This window comes from Pseudomonas sp. PME37.24/025, from assembly GCF_055556615.1.
Window position 1 is genome coordinate 1 of sequence record NZ_JBVHNK010000176.1, and the last position, 273, is coordinate 273.

Sequence of the window (273 nt, forward strand, 5' to 3'; positions counted from 1 at the left end):
TGGCGAACTATTATTTGCCAACCGCTATTACCGGACCCTGTTCAAGACCGATACCAGTGGTCATACGGAACTAGCCGGCAGCGCTCCGCCACAATCCAATTACCTGAATGATTCACTGGACAATATCGACAGCATGGCAGGACTACCCACTTCGGCGCTCACTGATGTGCGTTCCAACACTCAGGAAGTGTTTGTAAGCAGCATTGAGCGCTGGTTTGAAGTCCGCCTGCGCTATATTCAATGGGTGGATGGTCGCGTGGCGCAAATGCAGAT

General features: G+C 52.0%; 1 pseudogene. It reads left to right on the forward strand.

Annotation, left to right across the window (positions count from 1 at the left end):
* Positions 1–273: pseudogene (locus ACZ3HH_RS29970) on the forward strand (PAS domain-containing sensor histidine kinase); the annotation flags it as partial.